The 17,273-nt window shown below is 49.4% G+C and carries 15 protein-coding genes; all 15 read left to right on the plus strand.

Annotation, left to right across the window (positions count from 1 at the left end):
* Positions 1 to 15 precede the first annotated feature (15 nt).
* Positions 16 to 660, plus strand: a complete 645-nt coding sequence (locus LACPH_RS03530; protein WP_274784522.1) for a metal-dependent transcriptional regulator — start codon at positions 16 to 18, stop codon at positions 658 to 660.
* A 29-nt stretch (positions 661 to 689) separates the two neighbouring features.
* Positions 690 to 2,177: a glucose-6-phosphate dehydrogenase gene (gene zwf, locus LACPH_RS03535; RefSeq protein WP_306387260.1), complete on the plus strand. Its 1,488-nt coding sequence runs from the start codon at positions 690 to 692 to the stop codon at positions 2,175 to 2,177.
* A 282-nt stretch (positions 2,178 to 2,459) separates the two neighbouring features.
* On the plus strand, positions 2,460 to 3,566 hold the full coding sequence (dinB, locus tag LACPH_RS03540; protein WP_274784530.1) for a DNA polymerase IV: 1,107 nt from the start codon (positions 2,460 to 2,462) through the stop codon (positions 3,564 to 3,566).
* Positions 3,567 to 3,682: 116 nt separating this feature from the next.
* Complete coding sequence (locus LACPH_RS03545) at positions 3,683 to 4,996, plus strand: DRTGG domain-containing protein (RefSeq protein ID WP_274784531.1); 1,314 nt, start codon at positions 3,683 to 3,685, stop codon at positions 4,994 to 4,996.
* 6 nt (positions 4,997 to 5,002) lie between these two features.
* Positions 5,003 to 5,959: a DHH family phosphoesterase gene (locus LACPH_RS03550; protein WP_274784532.1), complete on the plus strand. Its 957-nt coding sequence runs from the start codon at positions 5,003 to 5,005 to the stop codon at positions 5,957 to 5,959.
* A 5-nt stretch (positions 5,960 to 5,964) separates the two neighbouring features.
* A complete protein-coding gene (locus LACPH_RS03555; protein WP_274784533.1) occupies positions 5,965 to 7,311 on the plus strand; it encodes a DEAD/DEAH box helicase in 1,347 nt (448 codons plus the stop codon).
* Between the two features lie 4 nt (positions 7,312 to 7,315).
* Positions 7,316 to 8,251 carry a hypothetical protein gene (locus LACPH_RS03560; RefSeq protein WP_274784534.1) on the plus strand — a complete coding sequence of 312 codons (936 nt, stop codon included), beginning with the start codon at positions 7,316 to 7,318 and terminating at the stop codon, positions 8,249 to 8,251.
* A 294-nt stretch (positions 8,252 to 8,545) separates the two neighbouring features.
* On the plus strand, positions 8,546 to 11,191 hold the full coding sequence (gene alaS, locus LACPH_RS03565; RefSeq protein ID WP_274784535.1) for an alanine--tRNA ligase: 2,646 nt from the start codon (positions 8,546 to 8,548) through the stop codon (positions 11,189 to 11,191).
* A gap of 206 nt (positions 11,192 to 11,397) precedes the next feature.
* Complete coding sequence (locus LACPH_RS03570) at positions 11,398 to 12,489, plus strand: hypothetical protein (RefSeq protein ID WP_274784536.1); 1,092 nt, start codon at positions 11,398 to 11,400, stop codon at positions 12,487 to 12,489.
* A 104-nt stretch (positions 12,490 to 12,593) separates the two neighbouring features.
* Entirely contained in the window at positions 12,594 to 12,854 is a 261-nt protein-coding gene (locus LACPH_RS03575) for an IreB family regulatory phosphoprotein (protein ID WP_003564007.1), read from the plus strand.
* Entirely contained in the window at positions 12,854 to 13,288 is a 435-nt protein-coding gene (gene ruvX, locus LACPH_RS03580; RefSeq protein WP_010493748.1) for a Holliday junction resolvase RuvX, read from the plus strand. Before LACPH_RS03575 ends, ruvX begins: the two co-directional genes overlap by 1 nt.
* Positions 13,289 to 13,337: 49 nt before the next feature.
* Complete coding sequence (locus LACPH_RS03585) at positions 13,338 to 13,658, plus strand: DUF1292 domain-containing protein (protein WP_010493750.1); 321 nt, start codon at positions 13,338 to 13,340, stop codon at positions 13,656 to 13,658.
* Between the two features lie 377 nt (positions 13,659 to 14,035).
* Positions 14,036 to 14,281 carry a cell division protein ZapA gene (locus LACPH_RS03590; protein WP_049171146.1) on the plus strand — a complete coding sequence of 82 codons (246 nt, stop codon included), beginning with the start codon at positions 14,036 to 14,038 and terminating at the stop codon, positions 14,279 to 14,281.
* 12 nt (positions 14,282 to 14,293) lie between these two features.
* A complete protein-coding gene (locus LACPH_RS03595; protein WP_274784537.1) occupies positions 14,294 to 14,827 on the plus strand; it encodes a CvpA family protein in 534 nt (177 codons plus the stop codon).
* A 65-nt stretch (positions 14,828 to 14,892) separates the two neighbouring features.
* Positions 14,893 to 17,253 carry an endonuclease MutS2 gene (locus tag LACPH_RS03600; protein WP_274784538.1) on the plus strand — a complete coding sequence of 787 codons (2,361 nt, stop codon included), beginning with the start codon at positions 14,893 to 14,895 and terminating at the stop codon, positions 17,251 to 17,253.
* The last annotated feature ends 20 nt before the right edge of the window (positions 17,254 to 17,273 follow it).

The raw sequence follows: 17,273 nt of genomic DNA on the forward strand, positions 1-17,273 counted from the left end.
AAGTAAGGACGTAAAATGACACCGAATAAAGAAGATTATCTTAAGTTGATTTTTGAGATCGGTGGTGACACCGAACTGGTCTCTAATAAGCAAATCGTTGCGGGGATGCATGTTTCTGCTGCCTCGGTCAGTGAGATGATCAATAAACTGGGTGAAGAAAAACTGGTCGCGCACACGCCTTACCAGGGCATCCAATTGACATCGGCAGGCCGGAAAAAAGCGGCTATTTTGGTGCGTAATCATCGTCTTTGGGAAGTGTTTTTAGTTAAGTGCCTGAAGTATTCGCCGGACGCTGTTCATCAGGAGGCGGAGAAACTCGAGCATGCGCTGACACCGGAGATGGCAAAACGGCTGTCTGCCATGTTGGGAAATCCCGAATACTGTCCGCACGGTGGCGTGATTCCGGATGCGGAAGGCCACTATATCCAGCAGAGTCGCGTCACTTTGGGTACAATGGAAGTTGGCCAACGCGGTCATATCGAGCGGGTAATCGATGAAGTCTCGTTAATTGATTACACCGTCAAAATTGATTTGCGACTTGATGATGCCTTTACAGTGACGGCTAAAACGCTGGATGCGGTGGTCATTAAATTGGATCGGACTGGAAAAGAATTGGCGGTCGATGCTGATCGCGCTGCTCATATATTTGTTGAATTGTAATCAGGTTTTGAGAAAGCAGGGTCGTATACATGCCAGAAGAATCACGCGCTGTGATCATTATTTTTGGAGGATCAGGGGATCTGGCTTCGCGTAAGCTATATCCCGCATTGTTTAATCTTTATCGCCGCGGCGTGTTGGCTGAACATTTTGCCGTGATCGGGACTGCCCGGCGACCATGGAGCGATGAACATTACCATGAGGTGGTTGAAACCGCGATTGCCGGGCTTAACCCCGAGCCGGCGCAAGCACACGCGTTTGCCCAACATTTCTTTTATCAAAGCCATGATGTCACCGATGCGGATCATTACATCACGCTAAAAAATCTGGCGGCTAAGTTGGATGATCAGTTTGCGACGGGTGGCAACCGGGTCTTTTACATGGCGATGGCACCGGACTTCTTTGAAACCATTGCCAGCCATCTCAAGTCCGAACATTTGTTGACGGATGCCGGGTTTAATCGGCTCATTATCGAAAAACCGTTTGGCCATGACTACGCCAGTGCCAAAGAACTGAATGACTCGTTAACGGCAACGTTTGCCGATGATCAGATCTTCCGGATTGATCATTACTTAGGCAAAGAGATGATTCAGAATCTTTTGGCGTTTCGGTTTGACAATACGATTTTTGAAGGCATCTGGAATAAGAAGTATATCGACAACATTCAAATTACGTTGGCAGAAGCGGTCGGTGTTGAGGAACGGGCCGGCTATTATGAAAAGGCTGGTGCACTGCGGGACATGGTGCAAAACCACGTGATGCAGGTGCTGTCTTATCTCACCATGGACAAGCCGAAATCCTTTACGACCAATGATATTTTGGCGGAAAAGGATAAAGTGTTTGCGGCGTTGAAGCCCTATGATCTGGCAACAGCAAAAGCCAATTTTGTCCGCGCCCAGTACGTCGGCGCTGAAGTCGATGGGAAAGCCGTTCGCGGATACCGTGAGGAAGAAGGCGTGGCGGCTGATTCACAAACCGCGACATTTGTGGCCGGAAAAATTATGTTGGATATGCCGCAGTGGCAAGGCGTTCCGATTTATATTCGCACCGGCAAGCGTTTGACGCGCAAATCGACGCAGCTGACACTGACCTTCAAGCCAGTCGCTGCGCCGTTGTTCGGCCAATCCGCCGACAGCAAACCGGATACTTTGACGATTTATATCGAGCCAAGTGAAGGCTATTCGTTACAACTAAACGGCAAGGCGTTGGGAACTGGCCTCACCATTGAACCGGATGAATTGCGTTACCGTCATGATCCAAAGGCAGCGGCTGCAGCACCCGAGGCTTATGAACGGTTGATCAACAACGTGTTGGAAGGCGATCAGACTAACTTTACCCATTGGTCCGAATTGTCGGCTTCGTGGCACTTCATTGATGCCATTCAGGCGGCGTGGTCGCAAGAACCGAACATGCCAACGTATCCGGCCGCAACCATGGGACCACAGGCAGCGTTTGATTTGTTGTCGCGCGACGGTCGCGAATGGTTCTGGCAGCCGCACCGTGTTCAAATGGCTGATTAAGACTAATATACAGTGAGAAGGGACTGTGGCCGGGAAGTGGTCAGAGTTCCTTTTTTGTAAGCGTGAGCTGGCGCGGTTAGAAGCCGGAGTGTAAGTGGCCTCGAACCGGCTGGTCTTTGGCCATTTGGGTTCGAGGTCCTTACACGCAGGCTTCTGCGCCAGCGAACGCGTTATAGAAAGCCAAACTCAGCCAGACTTATTCGTCCAACATAGAAAGCTTCCCGTCCACCAATCATAGCCAAGTAAGCACAATCGCTTTTCAATCACCGTAAGGAGGGACACATGGCACTATTCGAATTGCCTTTACAAAATGATATGTCCCGAAAGATTATCCATCTCGACATGGATGCTTTTTACGCCTCGATTGAAATGCGCGATGACCCGCAACTGCGACGCAAAGCCTTGGTGATTGCCCGTGATCCGCGCACGACCGGTGGGAAAGGCGTCGTGACGACGGCTAATTACGTGGCTCGGCGCTATGGCGTGCACTCGGCCATGCCTGCCAATGAAGCTTTGCAACTGGTGCCACGATCGGAACTGGTGTTTAAAACGCCGGACTTTCCTAAATACAAGGCTGTCTCAGCCCAAATTCATGCCTTGTTTCATCAAGTCACTGATTTGATTGAACCGGTTGCCTTTGACGAGGCATATTTGGATGTGACGGCCAATCACGTTTTTCCCAGCACCATTGCACTGGCATTATGGTTGCAGGATCAAATCAGTCAGGTTACGCAACTAACCAGTTCCATTGGCATTTCCTACAACAAATTTATTGCCAAGCAGGCTTCTGACTATAACAAACCCAACGGCCGGACCGTTGTGTTGCCGGAGCAGGCATTGCTGTTTTTGGATCGCTTACCGATTAAACAGTTTCGCGGCGTCGGAAAAAAGACGTTGCCGAAATTAACGGATTTAGGCGTGACTGATGGCAAAACGTTGCGTGCGTTATCGCAGGATCAGCTACTGGGAATGTTTGGCAAAATGGGTTTTGTGCTGTACCAACATGCCCGTGGCGTCGATAATCGCCCGGTGGCTGTGCGGACCGCCAAGTCGATTGGCAAGGAACGAACGTATGGCACACCACTGACTGACAGCACGAGTGTCCAGACCCAGCTGCGTAAATTGGCAGCGATGGTGGTGACATCCTTGAATCAAAAAGGCATGCATGGCAAGACCGTTGTCCTTAAAGTTCGGGATGTCGATTTTATCACTCAGACAAAACGCTTAACCCAGGATCATTATTTTGAAAATGAACAGGATATTTTTGCCGCTGCATGGCAACTTTGGCAGAGCGTCAAGTTACCAAAGTTAGCGATTCGCCTGCTGGGCATTACCGTGACCGGCCTCGATCCTAAACAGTATGAAAATATTGATTTGCCATTAGGATGAGGATTGGAACTGTTTTCATTGTCATGCCGCCTGTGGCCGAATGGTACTGTTCCCATACTGTCATAGTACAGCCAAAGCTATGGTATACTAACGATAGATTGCAATGAGGTGATGGTATGGCAACAAAGCATGAGCAGATTCTGGATTATATTGCGAATTTAGCGGTCGGCAAGAAAATCTCGGTTCGATCAATTGCTAAACATTTGAAGGTCAGTGAAGGTACTGCCTATCGGGCGATTAAGGAAGCCGAGAATACCGGTTTCGTTTCCACAATTGCCCGGGTCGGAACGATACGAATCGAGCAAAAACCGTTAAATCCAATTGAATCCGTCACGTTTAAGACGTTAGTTGATTTGATTGATGCTAACGTCTTAGGCGGTCATGCCGGCATGGATAAGAAGCTCGATAAATTCGTGATTGGTGCGATGACGCCGGCTGCCATGCGGCCATATATTACGCGTAATTCATTGCTGATTGTCGGAAATCGTGAAGACGTTCAGCGCCTGGCACTTGAAGACGGTGCCGCAGTGTTAATCACTGGGGGATTTGAAACCAGTCCGGCGATTATTGCTTTAGCAGATAATCAGCAGCTACCAGTGCTGCAGACCGCTTATGACACTTTTACCGTGGCGACAATGATTAATCGGGCGCTGTCCGATCAAGCGATTAAGCAGGATATTTTAACGGTTGCTGCGATTTATACCCCACTTTCCCAGATCGAGACGATCGGCGTCGAAGCAACAGTGGGCGATTATCTGGCCATGACGGATCCGCACTATCCGCTACCGGTCATCACCCGCAACGGTCGCCTAGTTGGATTGATGCGACCGGCATTGGCAGCTGGCAAAAAACCAACCGTGCCGATCGAGCGGTTAATGCAAAAAGATCCGCAAACCGTAAAACCGTATTTGAGTGTTACCACAGTCGGACACACGATGCAGGATAATGGCATGAATGCGATGCCGGTGGTCGATGACAGTTGGAATCTACTCGGAATCGTGACGCGCAATGCAGTCTTTTCCAGTTTGACCGGGATTGCGCATAGTCGGGAATTGTCCAATACCATTGCGGATCAAGTCAGTGCCCAATTGACGGCGATCACGCCGCAAAAGCCGTACGGTGGTGGATTTGAACTCAAAACGGTGCCGGCGATGACCAATGCTTTGGGGACGATGAGTTTTGGGGTTCTTGCCGAAGCCATCAATAGCTGCACGACAAGCTATCTCCACGCTAGCGGGCGGCGAAATGTGTTGGTTGAAGGTGTGAATCTGACCACTTTCCGCCCTGTACAACTGGAAAGCATTGTGACCGTTTTGCTACGCGTACTTGAACTGACACGTCATGATGCCACCGTCGATGTCGACGTCCTCAGCGATGGGGTGCAGGTGGCTAAGGCGGTTGTGACCTGTCAGTTACTAGAAAGGAATTGAGCAAACATGATTCAAACCGATATTATCAACGCCATTAAGGCCAATAATCCCATTATTATTCACCGGCACGTGAACCCGGATCCGGATGCGTTGGGATCCCAGGTTGGCTTGGCCGAAGCCATTCGCGCGGGTTTTCCGAACAAGCAGGTTTATCAAGTCGGCAGCGATACCGGGAATTTAAGTTGGTTAGCGCAGGAACAAACCATCAGCGATGATGTTTATCAAGATGCACTGGTGATTGTGACTGATACAGCTGACACACCGCGGATTTCGGATACGCGCTTTAATCAAGGAAAAATGCTGATTAAAATCGACCACCACCCTAATGATGATGCTTACGGCGATCTTACCTGGGTCGATAACGATGCTAGTTCGGCATCCGAGCTGATTTACGATCTTATCGCTGCCAGCGACGGCACGTTAAAATTATCGGATCAAGCGGCACGAATGCTTTATGCCGGCATTGTCGGTGATACCGGCCGCTTTCTTTTTAACAACACGACACCGCATACGCTGCAGGTAGCCGCCGAGCTCATTAAAAAAGATTTTGACCCGACCGCGATTAACAATCGGATGAACACAGTCACGTTGGCGCAAGCCCGACTGCAAGGGTATGTGATTGACCATTTGAAGATCAGTCCTGCCGGCGCGGCGAGTGTCACCGTGCCCCGCACTGCCATTGAGGACTTGAAATTGGCTGACGATCAGGTGAGTGCCGTGGTCGGAACACCCGGCCGGCTCGACATCGTTGTGGCCTGGGCCGAATTTATCGAACAGGCAGAAGGCGGGTACCGGGTTCATTTACGCTCTAAGGGACCCATCATCAATTCACTGGCAAAAGCGCACAATGGCGGGGGTCATCCCTTGGCCAGCGGTGCCAAAGCCGCTAATTTTGACGAAGTGATTCAAATCGAAACGCAACTTGATCAATTGGTCAAAGACTATTCAACTTCAGGAAAGTAGGCATTATGGAGAATCAATTTAAACAATACCAAATCAAGCCGTTCGTGATCGCCGGCCTTGATGCTATGGGGATCACGCAACCGACGCCGATTCAAAAAAAGGTGATTCCGGCCTTATTGCGCGGGGAGAATCTTGTGGGTCAGAGTCAGACAGGCAGCGGGAAAACCCACGCCTTTTTGGTACCGTTGCTTAGCATGGTCGATCCTGAACAGGATGCAACTCAGGTGGTCATCACGGCACCGTCCCGCGAGCTGGCCAATCAGATTTATGCGGTTGCCCAACAACTGACCCAAACGGAGCCAGCGATTCGGATCAGTCGGTTAGTCGGCGGGATGGATAAGCAAAAGCAGATTGACAAACTGCAGCATCATCAGCCACATGTTGCCATTGGCACACCAGGGCGGATCTTAGACATGATAAAACGTTATGATTTAGTGCCGGCTTCGGTTCGGCATTTTGTCGTTGATGAAGCCGATATGACGTTGGACATGGGTTTTCTGGAGACTGTCGATGCGATTGCGTCTAGTTTTCCGGAGAATTTGCAGATGGCCGTTTTTTCTGCCACCATTCCGCAAAAACTCGAACCGTTCCTGCGTAAATACATGCATCACCCCACAATGATTGAACTCAAACCACAGTCCGTCATCGCTGACACCGTTGAGAATATTCTGATTGCTGCTAAAGGACAGGATAAAAACGAACTGATTTACCAGCTTGTCACGATGGGCCATCCGTTTCTGGTGTTAATTTTCGCCAATACCAAAACCAGTGTGGATGCGATTCATGATTACCTGAAACATCAAGGGTTGAAAGTTGCCAAGATTCATGGCGGCATCCAACCGCGTGAACGTCGGCGCATTATGAAAGAAGTGGCCGATCTAAAATATCAATACGTGGTTGCAACCGATTTGGCTGCGCGTGGCATTGATATCAAAGGGGTTTCGATGGTGATTAATGCTGAGATTCCGCGAGACCTGGAGTTCTTTATTCATCGAGTAGGGCGGACTGGACGAAACGGCTTGGCTGGTACGGCGATCACGCTTTATGAACCGGGACAAGAAGATCAGGTTGCCGAGTTAGAGCATATGGGCATCAAGTTTGAACCTAAGACCCTCCACAAAGGCGAACTGGTTGACACGTATGATCGGAATCGGCGCGTTCACCGTAAGCCTAAGCAGGAAGAAACGAGTCTGGCGATGCGCGGCTTGGTCAAAAAAGCCAAGCAAAAGCATATGCCAAACTATCGTAAGAAGATTCGCACTGCTGCGTTACTGGAACGTAAACGGAATGCCAAAGTTGCCCGTCGCGAAGCCTTATTAGCCGAAAAACGTAAAAACCGCAAACGAGGATAAAAATATGGCCGTAAACGAGTTGACGCTGCCGACATGGAATACACTGAATGAAAAACGGCAGCGCTTTATTTTTCAACAGCTGACTCGCTATTTCTTAAGTCCATTGTTGACAGTTGACGTGATTCGCCCGGTGACGGCCACGTTTTATGGTCAGACGCTTCACACTTTTGAAGCGATGATTGGTGGCGAATGGGTGCGGTTGGTTCCGGGGATGACGAATGTCAGTCTGGGATTCGCCACGAATCAACAAGAAGAGTTGGCTCCTTACTTGGCGCAAAGTGGTTTGACCCTGGCTGACATCCAACAGATGCTTTCGCCGGTTAGAAAGGCCGATATGCCTGCTATGTTGGTCGCAACAAGAGCAACGCCGGCCAATGAAGAAATCTTGGGCCGGGTTAGTTTGACCACCCGAATTTTCAAGGGCAACCATATGGCATATGCGGCAATCCGTGCGCAAGTACTGGCATTACTAGATCGCCATGGCAGCCTTGATCCGTTTTCGCAAACCGGCTGGCCGGCAACCCTGACGAGCGGCAGCGTCAAATTGCGACTGGCCAGTGCCCATCATTATCAGGTCAGTATCGTTAAATCGTGGCGTAAGGCTGATTTGAGCAAGTCATTGAGCTATTTCGGCTTCCGTCTGCCAACCCAGGATCAATATGAATATCTGCAAAGTGGCGGTAACCCTAGCCTGTTTCCATTCGGCAATACACTGCCACTGGAAATGCCGCGGTACTTGCCTAACCGATTCGGCCTGACCATTCCGGTTAAACGAACCGGTAGTGAGCTGATTGTCGAAGACTTGCAAAAAAGCACGGCGTTAACGGCACAGCCAACAGCTAAAGAGGCGCTGGCACTGTCGCCGTTTTATCAGGTGTCAGGAGAGGTCGATATGTCATCCGCCGTTTATCGCCGGGTTGCGACGATTACGGTGAATTAGACGCCAAGCCTTCATGCCCCTTAACAAAGTGAGTTGACCCCACTTTTCAGAAAAGCTATAATGAACAACCGTTAGGACATGCGTCGACCCCTGTGTGAGACAGAAACAACCGCGTTAGTTGAGAACGGTTGCGCCAGGCTAAGATGTGCTCCCTGATATCAGTTGAACGAATATTAATGAAGTGGTAATGAGTCGCATCATTGCAACCAAGGTGGTACCGCGTGTAAGCGCCCTTGGCAGCAATGGTGCTTTTTGTGTTAACGTGCTTACCAGCCCAGAGGAGGAAGTGCCAAAGTGAAAAAGATGTCAAGTGGCGAGATTCGCCAAATGTTTCTGGATTTTTTTAAGAGTAAAGGTCATGCTGTTGAACCAAGTGCTTCGTTGATTCCGGTCGACGATCCGACTTTGTTATGGATCAACTCCGGTGTTGCGACGTTGAAGAAGTATTTTGATGGCTCGGTGGTGCCGGATAATCCGCGGATTACAAATGCCCAAAAGTCGATTCGAACCAATGATATTGAGAATGTCGGGAAAACCGCGCGGCATTTAACCTTTTTTGAAATGCTAGGCAATTTTTCGGTTGGTGATTATTTCAAAAAAGAAGTGATTCCGTGGGCGTGGGAGTTACTGACGAGCCCTAAATGGTTCGGATTTGATCCTAAGCGTCTGTACGTGACGGTTTATCCAAAAGATAAGGTAACCAAGGAATTATGGCGAAAAGTCGGCGTTGCGGACGATCACATCGTTGAAGCGGAAGATAATTTCTGGGACATTGGTGAAGGCCCATCCGGTCCCGATTCCGAAATTTTTTACGACCGCGGCCAATCGTTCAACAATGTCGCTGAAGATGATCCGGAGAACTATCCCGGTGGTGAAAATTCGCGATATGTTGAAATCTGGAATATTGTCTTTTCAGAACTGAATCATTTACCGGACGGGCGTTTTGTCGAGCAACCACATAAAAATATTGATACCGGCATGGGACTGGAACGTTTGGTTGCCGTGATTCAGGGAACGCCAACGATTTTTGAAACCGACCTGTTTATGCCGATTATCAAGGCAACCGAAAAGATGAGCGCCGGTAAGAAGTACGGTGCCAATGCGCAGGATGATGTTTCATTCAAAATCATCGCGGACCACGCGCGGACGGTGACATTTGCCATCGGTGATGGCGCCTTGCCAAGTAACGAAGGTCGCGGTTACGTGTTGCGGCGACTGATCCGGCGGGCGGTTCTGAATGGCAAAAAGCTAGGCATTGATCACGATTTTCTGTATCAATTGGTACCGGTTGTCGGCGAAATTATGAAGAGTTATTACCCGCAGATTCTGGCTAACCAACCGTTTATCCAAAAGGTGATCAAATCCGAGGAAACGCGATTCCGTCAGACGTTGGATGCCGGTGTCAATCTGTTGAACCAGATCATTGCCGAATTGAAGAAAACCGGCAAGAAAGAAATTTCCGGCGCCGATGCCTTCAAGTTGTTTGACACATACGGTTTCCCGGTTGAAATGACCAATGAGTATGCGCAAGACGAGGGTTTACAAGTCGATATGGCCGGCTTCAAAAAGAACATGGCCGCGCAACGTGATCGGGCTCGTAAAGCGCGCGGCGATCGCCAGTCGATGGGCAGTCAGGATACGGTTTTAATGAACATTACAACCCCAAGTAAATTTACCGGCTGGACCGAATTGGATCATAAGCATGCGACCTTGCAGGACATTATCGTTGATGATCAGCTGCAGAATGATGTCAGTGATGGCACGGCGCAGTTGATTTTTGACGAAACCCCGTTTTATGCGGAAATGGGCGGCCAGGTAGCCGATCACGGACAAATTAAGGCGCAAGACGGAACGGTATTGGCAGAAGTGACCGATGTCCAACACGCACCCAATGGCCAGAATCTGCATACGGTGACGGTTAACGGTAAGTTGGAAAAAGGCCAAGCATACTGGCTGAGTGTTGATCGGCTGCGGCGGAAGAAAGTATCGCTTAACCATACGGCGACTCATTTGCTTGATCAGGCACTGCGCGACGTTTTGGGCGAGCACACTCACCAAGCAGGTTCATTAGTCGAACCGGACTACTTGCGATTTGATTTTACGAACTTTGGACAGGTAACGCCGAAACAACTCCGTGAAGTCGAAACGATTGTTAACCAGAAAATCTGGGATGCTTTGCCGATTACCTGGAAAGAGATGCCGATTGAAGAGGCCAAGAAACTTGGCGCGATTGCTATGTTTGGGGACAAATACGGCGATGTCGTGCGGATTGTGTCGATTGGCGATTATAACAAGGAATTTGACGGCGGCACGCACCCAACCAATACCAATGCATTAGGATTATTCAAGATCACCAGTGAATCCGGTATCGGTGCCGGTATTCGCCGGGTTGAAGCTGTGACCTCTAAAGAAGCTTATGAATATCTGACGCAACAACAGGATTGGCTAAGAGAAACCGCAGATCATCTGAAGATTGATCAGGTGAAGAACGTACCAAGCAAGGTTGCCCAACTGCAGGTTGATCTTAAAACCGAGCAGAAAACAGTGGATGGGTTGCAGGCAAAACTTGCTGCCCAAGCTGCAGCTGGTATTTTTGACCATGCCGAAACGGTTGGCGACTTCAAGATCATTACCAAACAGGTTCAAGTTGCCGGGATGAACGAGTTGCGACAATTGGCCGATGAATGGAAAACCAAGAACGCTTCGGATGTGCTGGTGCTGGGAACGGAAGTCAATGGCAAGGCAAACTTGCTGGTAGCAGCCAATGCAACCGCGAATAAAGCCGGCATCAAAGCAGGTGACCTGATCAAAGCCATCGCGCCAAAAGTTGGCGGTGGTGGTGGCGGTCGTCCGGACATGGCTCAGGCAGGCGGCAAGAATCCGGCCGGTATTGCAGCAGCCTTAAGCGAAGCCAAGCAGGTTATTGGACAACAAGCTTAGTAAACTGAAGCCGTTTTACTGGTAATCATGGTCAGCTTCAGTGCCTAAATTGATCCTCTTGAATGCCATTTAAATAGTTGTACCGTGCGTCAGAATTCGCTAACAGTTATTTTGTTAGTCGAATCCTGACGCATTTTATTTTTGGCGTTATGAGCGCGATGATTCATGGTAGAATGAAGAAAACGATTCCATTGGAGGTGAGTAGCATGAGAGCGTTGCGGTTGACCTTAACCGATTTCTTGGGGACGCGGGAGGTTTATCAAGTCGTCTGTCGCGATAACCTGGTTAACATAGATTATATTGTTGATCCGACAACGCTGGAAGGAGCGGCCGAGAATGAATTGACAGGAGCGGATGCTGCGGCGTTTATTGCCAAACTATCCGCGTTCGACTTCAATGCCTGGCGCAAACCGTCAGCTGAAAAGTCACCGATGCTGGCTGACACGCACTGGGAATTGACGATCACTGACGATGGTGGTCAGAAGGATCGCTACGAAGGCGGTCAACCACTTCCTGAGAATTTTGAAACCTTGCTTAGTTTATTGAAGTATGCCGTTACCGTTCCGGGCGGCCACTTTTTGCCAGCCACAGCATGGCAGTTGGATTATGTCCGCTTTGGCACCATCCAGTTGCCGAAGTTCGATGGGCCGGGCCGCTTTTTAAATCGGCAATTACGCTATCGGCGAACCTACTTGATTGATGCGGAACATAATCAAGTGGTTCTGAAAACTGCCTACGCCGAGCCGCTTTCCGATCATGATGTTGTCTATCATGACCCTGAGCTGGTAGCATCCTTAGCTAAAAAGGTGACCGATGCTGTGGCTGGTTTAGGCGATTTAACCGCCATCACTGTCGATCCTGCTCAGCGGCCGCGAGCGATTCTGGTATTGACGGTAAAGTATCCGCACGGCGAGCCAACGCAACTTCAAGTGAATGCTGAAACCGACTTGAAGATGAAGAAGTTATGGCAGACAGTCACTGCGGCCATTCAGAATTTTCGGCGGATCGGTGAACGACGTGATCTGCAGGAAGCTTATCAACTCGGTCCGCAGTTGATGCATTACATTAAAGTCAACTTCCGGCAAGGGTCCAAGGATTATTTGTATAAAACCGATTTGCCTGGACTGCAGGAAGGCGACGTGGTCATCGTTCCGGTGGGAAATGAAGGGCGTACGCTGCATGGTGAGGTTGTCGATGCGCAGGTTATGCCGCCGATTCATTTTCCAGTGCATCCTGATAAGATTAAACAGGTGATCGGCTTGGCTGATTGGGATGACGAGGATGATGATTGGGTGTAACAGACGCTTTCATTGACTTTTTACTTACTTTTGCTCAGGAATTGTACATTTGCCTGGCTTTCAAGTAAAATGGTCTGTGAAGCGGATAGAATAGAGGTGTAAGAATGAGCACATTAGATCAAACCGTTCACTTTGATTTTCGAGATAACAATCCGAAAAATGTTCACGAAACGTTGGAAACTGTGTATAAGGCGCTTGAGGAAAAAGGCTATAACCCGATCAACCAGATAGTGGGGTATCTGATTTCTGGGGATCCAGCCTATATTCCTCGGTACAATGATGCGCGTAACCTGATCCGGAAACATGAGCGCGACGAGATCATTGAAGAGCTTGTTCGAAACTATCTTGGCAAGGAGCAAGCTTAATGCGCTTAATGGGGTTGGACGTCGGTTCTCGGACTGTCGGGGTAGCGATCAGTGATCCTTTAGGCTGGACGGCACAAGGTCTGGAGATTATTCGGATCAATGAAGATAAACAACAGTTTGGGATTGCACGCCTCAAAGAGTTGGTCAAGCAATATGAAGTGACCGCCTTTGTTTTGGGTTTACCCAAAAATATGAACAATTCAATTGGACCACGCGCAGAAAAGTCACAGGCTTATGGTGATTTACTTAAAGAGACGTTTGGTTTGCCAGTTGACTTTATTGATGAGCGGCTCACAACCGTTGAGGCTTCGCGCATGCTGATTGAAGAAGCAGACGCCAGCCGTAAGCGGCAAAAGCAGGTCATTGATAAAGTGGCTGCTCAGATGATTCTACAAAATTATCTGGATGCAAAAGGTCCCTTGACGAAGCAATAATCATGGCAGGTGGCAACACAGGTTCCGCCTGTATTTAAGGAGAAGCAAGATGGCGAATAACGAACATGTAACGCCCGGCGATGACAATCAGCAGATTACGCTGATCGATGAAAAGGGCAACGAAGAGCTCTATCAGGTTTTATTCACGTTTGATTCCGAAGATTACGGCAAAAGCTACGTGCTTTTATACCCTGCCAGCGAAAGCGATAATCAGGAAGTTGAAATCCAGGCTTTCTCATTCACGCCGGATGCAAACGGGGATGCCAGCTCGGGAGATCTTTTTCCTATCGAAGACGATGAGGAATGGGATATGGTCGAAGAAGTCCTAAACACCTTCTTGGCCGATGACGATTCAAATCTACAAGATTAACCAAGTCATCCCCCTAGCAGGCCACCGGAATTGGTGGTCTGCTTTTTGTGTGAGCGCGAGCCGGCGCGGTTAGAAACCGGAGCATAAGTGGCCTTGAGATTAAATGGCTGGGCTTTGGCCATTTAATCTCAAGGTCCTTATGTGCAGGTTTCTGCGCCGGGGAGCGCGTTATGGAGTGAGGACGTATGTTTTCAAGGCGGTCTTTGCCATTGCGACCAAGTTCCTTACATGGAGGTTTCTGCGCTGGGGGAGCGCGTTATGGCAACCGAGCACATTTCGAGCAGATAACTCCCAATTTCAGTCGCGTTTACCCGCACCTGCTCGCGACCGTTTAACTATGGTAAAATACACCTTAAAAGAGTGGAGGCATTCGCGTCATGACTGAGGAGAAGCGCCGCTTTAAAGCCGTTATTGGCGGTAAAGCGTATACGATTATCGGACCCGGATCCGAGCAGCACTTTTTGACCGTGACAAAGCTGCTGAACGAACGGCTGGATCAAGTTAAAACGCTCGCACCGGATCTGACCGCCGAAGAGCAGGCCGTTTTAGTTGCCTTCAATGCTGTTTCTGATCAGGTTAAACTGTTAGCGGCCCAACAGGATGAGCCGGATCAAAAGGCATAGTGGGGGAACGACTTGATTTCGATTGCGATTATTTTAGTGTTGGCATATTTTTATTACAGTGGGGCACGTCGCGGGGCTGCGTTGCAGTGGCTACACGTGGGCGGATATGCCCTGAGTTTTTTGGCAGCAACTGCCTTGGCACAGCCATTAGGGGAACACTTCACGTTATTAATTCCTTATCCGTCGGCGACTAATGCCGGTCAATTTGCGTTTTATTCCGATAAAATCGGTTTGACATTAGATACCGCGTTTTATCGCGGCTTTGCTTTTTTACTGGTACTGACGATCGGCTGGTTAATGACTCGAATTATCTCGTTGTGGTTCCATGATTTGACTTATAAGGCAATGGGTCACCGCAAAAGTGCTGTCATTGGCGGCATTGCCAATTTGGTAATCGGGTATATTTTTTTGTTTCTCATTTTGGCGCTGCTGGCTTTGATTCCGATTGCCGGTATTCAGCAGGGCCTCGACCATTCAATTGTTGCCAAAGTCATGATTAAATATTCACCGGGGTTAACACAATTTGTGAATGCCCTTTGGTTGTGAACACAGTGACGCTCAAGGACGGAGAACGGATGTCTTTGGGCGCTTCGTGGTTATAGGAGCGGAACATGAATAAAAAGATTTTAAAAACACTTGAATACGACAAGATTCAGCAAGCACTGTTGCGTCAAGTCGTAACGGCGAAAGGGCGACAGCTGGTTCAGGATATGGTGCCGTTAACGGATCCGGTGGCCGTACAACGGGCGCTTGATGAAACCGCTGACGGAGCCTCAGCACTGCGGCTCAAGGGCGGCATTCCGGTTCCCCAGCTGGAAAATATTGATCCGGCATTAAAGCGCGTCGATATTGGGGCCGTTTTGAATGGCCAGGAGTTGGCCAGCATCAGTCGGGTGCTGCAAACAGTGAGTGCCATCGATAAATTTTTGACCGACTTACAGGATCAGATTGACTTTCGGCAGTTATATACGTTGCAAGAGGAACTGACAGCATTGCCGCAATTATCTCGGCGTTTGAAGACTGCCGTTGATCCAGATGGCACTTTAACTGATGAAGCCAGTCCCGAGCTGCACGGGATTCGTGAGCAAATTAAACGTATTGAAAGCGATATTCGTAACAAAATGTCTGAATATACGCGTGGCGCCCAGTCAAAATATTTGAGTGATCCAATTGTAACGATTCGTGATGATCGCTATGTCATCCCGGTGAAAGCAGCGTATCGCAGCAAATTCGGTGGTGTTGTGCACGATCAAAGTGCCACGGGGCAAACCCTTTTTGTTGAACCACAAGCTATCGTCGCGTTGAATAACCGTCTGCGTGAGGCGCAGATGGCAGAAACAGCCGAAATCAATCGGGTGTTGGCTGAGCTATCAAATGAGTTGGCACCCTATACAGGGCAGATCAAAGCCAACGCGGCGGTTTTGGGGCATTTTGACTTTATTAACGCTAAAGCCAAGTTGGCTAAGAACCAAAAGGCAACCGAACCACTTGTTTCATCTGATAATGATGTCTTGTTGCGGCAGGCACGCCATCCGTTAATCGACCGGCATCAGGTGGTTGGTAATGATATCCCACTGGGAGCAGATTATCAGGCAATGGTGATCACAGGCCCCAACACCGGTGGGAAAACGATCACCTTAAAAACGTTAGGGCTATTGCAGCTCATGGGTCAATCCGGCCTGTTTATTCCGGCTGACGATGAAAGCCGCATCGGCATTTTTGATGAGGTTTTTGCCGACATTGGCGATGAGCAGTCGATTGAGCAGAATCTGTCGACTTTTTCCGCCCACATGGATAATATCGTGCACATTCTTAAACAGCTTTCTCACAATAGTCTGGTGCTGTTTGATGAATTGGGCGCAGGCACGGATCCACAGGAAGGGGCGGCGCTGGCGATTGCAATTTTGGATGCGGTCGGCGAAATTGGTGCCTATGTTGTGGCCACGACGCATTATCCGGAGCTGAAATTGTATGGCTACAACACCCCCAAAACCATCAACGCGTCGATGGAGTTCGACAGCAAAACACTGCAGCCAACCTATCGCCTGTTGGTCGGAGTTCCCGGTCGATCAAACGCCTTCGATATTTCGATGCGATTAGGCCTACCGCAGCCGATTGTCGATCGGGCCAAGTCGATGATTAGCTCTGACAGTCACGAACTCAACAACATGATCAGCGATTTAGAAAGGCAACGTAAGGCAGCAGAAAATGCCCGGGCAGCTGCGCGACGGCAACTGGCGGATGCCCAAGCGCTTCATGACGAATTGGCTGACGCGTATAAGACATTTACCACTGAACGGGACGCTCAGTTGCAACAGGCGAAGGAAAAAGCCAATGCAATGGTTGACAAGGCGCAGGCAAAAGCGGATAAAATTATTAAGCAGCTGCGGCAAATGCAGCTGACCAATCCGGGATCCGTCAAAGAAAATCAATTGATTGCGGCCAAAACCGCTCTGAAGCGTCTGCACCAAGACGAGCCACTGCAAAAAAATCGGGTGCTTCGGCGTGAACGGGAAAAGCAGGCCTTGCATGTCGGCGATGAGGTGAAGGTCGCCAGTTATGACCAGACTGGCACTTTATTGGAACAGTTCGACAAGGATCATTGGCAGGTTCAGATGGGCATTTTGAAAATGAAGGTGCCGACGTCAGAACTGGAAAAAGTCAAACCAACCAAACAGGCCTCCGTCCAGCGGCCAGTGGTTAAAGTTAGTGGTGGTGGCATGAGCGGCCCGTCCACCACGCTGGATTTGCGCGGCGAACGTTATGAGCAGGCAATGGCTGATTTGGATCAATATATTGATGCGGCGTTGTTGGCAGGCTATCCGTCCGTGACGATCATTCATGGTTTGGGCACTGGCGCGATTCGCAATGGTGTGACCCAATATCTGAAGCGTCATCGGCAAGTGAAAAGCTTTGGGTTTGCCCCGCAGAATGCTGGTGGATCCGGGGCAACGATTGTTAATTTCAAGTAGCTGGTAGTATTTTACCAGGG

Origin of the sequence: Lacticaseibacillus parahuelsenbergensis, assembly GCF_030770265.1 — a bacterium.
Lineage (GTDB): Bacteria > Bacillota > Bacilli > Lactobacillales > Lactobacillaceae > Lacticaseibacillus > Lacticaseibacillus casei.